The 1599-nt window shown below is 68.4% G+C and carries 3 protein-coding genes; 2 read left to right on the plus strand and 1 reads right to left on the minus strand.

What is annotated here, in order from left to right:
• Nucleotides 1-633 (plus strand): acyl-CoA dehydrogenase family protein (locus VGH54_RS19445; protein WP_331513707.1); only part of this gene is annotated, 633 nt, incomplete at its 5' end.
• 6 nt (nucleotides 634-639) lie between these two features.
• On the plus strand, nucleotides 640-972 hold the full coding sequence (locus VGH54_RS19450) for a GNAT family N-acetyltransferase (RefSeq protein ID WP_331513708.1): 333 nt from the start codon (nucleotides 640-642) through the stop codon (nucleotides 970-972).
• Here the strand turns inward: VGH54_RS19450 and VGH54_RS19455 are convergent.
• On the minus strand, nucleotides 973-1599 hold a 627-nt coding region (locus tag VGH54_RS19455; protein WP_331513709.1), incomplete at its 5' end, for a TIGR03854 family LLM class F420-dependent oxidoreductase.

Genomic DNA, 1599 nt, shown 5'->3' on the forward strand with positions numbered 1-1599 from the left:
TCCGGCTCAGCCACATTGGGCACCTTCGAGCAGACTCGCCCGATGGTTGCCGCGCAGGCGATCGGTATCGCGCGAGCGGCGCTGGAATACGCCACCACCTACGCCACCCAGCGGGAGGCCTTCGGCGGTCCGATCATCGACAACCAGGGCATCGCCTTTCCGCTCGCCGAGATCGCCACACAGATCGACGCGGCTCGGCTGCTGACCTGGCGGGCATCCTGGATGGCCGCCCGGGGGATCGCGTTCGAGCGCGGGGAAGGCTCGATGTCGAAGATGGCGGCCAGCGAGGTCGCGGTGCGCGCGACCGAACGGGCCATTCAGACGCTGGGCGGCTGGGGCTACATCAACGACCACCCGGTCGAGAAGTGGTATCGAGATGCCAAGCTTTACACCATCTTCGAGGGCACCAGCGAGATTCAGCGGATCGTCATCTCCACCGCGCTCGGCGCCACGGAAGGGGCGCCGCCGCTGCACGTCGAACTGGAGCCGACCGGCGGGCCCCTGAATCGCGTGTTCGGCCGCGGCACCCTGTTGCGGGGCCGAGTTGCCGACGCGGCGCTTGCCGCCAAGGACCGAGTTCCCGGGCCGTTCATGCGGGTCGCCATGCAGGCCTTGCGGCCACCGCGAAAATAACTAGCTATGCCTACCGATAAGACCGGCGCCGAGGCCACTGTCAGCGCCGCTGAGGGGAAGTACACGATCGCCGTCGACGGTGAAACCGTCGGGCTCGCGGCCGTCGCCGACCGCGGCAACCAGCGAGTTTTCTACCACACCGAAGTCGACGAACGATTCGGCGGACGCGGGCTGGCCAACATTCTCGTTGCGGAGGCGCTGGAGAGGACCCGCGCGGACGGCAAGCGTGTTGTCCCGGTCTGCCCGATGGTGGCCGCCTTCATCAAAAAGCATCCCGAGTTCAACGACATCACCGACAAGGCCACCCCGGAGCTCCTGCGCTGGGTCGAAACCCTCTGATCAGTTCTCCCGGTCGGCCAGCTCCGCGACGAACCGGTCGATGAAAGCGTCCGCCGGCCCCGTACTCGCCTGCCGGATAACGAATTTCGTCAAGCCGGCATCCAGGTACGCGTCGAGTTGACGGTGCAGCTGCTCCCAGTCCGCGGCCACCAATTCGGCCGGATCGGCGTCTGGGCGGCGACGACGGACCGCGGTGGCCAACTCCGACGGCAATTCGCCGTCGGCGACCGCCAGCGAGATGCCGAAGTGATCGGGTTCGATCTGCCGGCCGGCCTCCGCGGCCGCCCGCTCGATCGCCTCGCGACCGGACCGCGCCTCGTCGGGAGTCAGGAAGCTGCCCAGCCATCCGTCGGCCAGCGTGCCGATTCGCCGGAACGCTGCCGGTGCCGAGCCGCCCAGCCAGATGTCCAGCGGGGGATTGGGCCGCGGCGCGACAGCGGCCGCGGTCACCGTGAAGTATTGGCCGCTGTAGCTGGCCGGCTCCTCGACCAGTACTGCACGCAGGATGCGGAGTGACTCGTCGAACACCGCCGCGCGCTCGCCGTCGGGAACCGTGAACACTTCGCGCTCAGCGGGAATGGCCGAGCGCAGACCGAAGACCGGCAGGACCCGCTTGGGCGCTACGGC

Origin of the sequence: Mycobacterium sp. (assembly GCF_036488105.1) — a bacterium.
In the GTDB taxonomy this organism is placed as follows: domain Bacteria; phylum Actinomycetota; class Actinomycetes; order Mycobacteriales; family Mycobacteriaceae; genus Mycobacterium.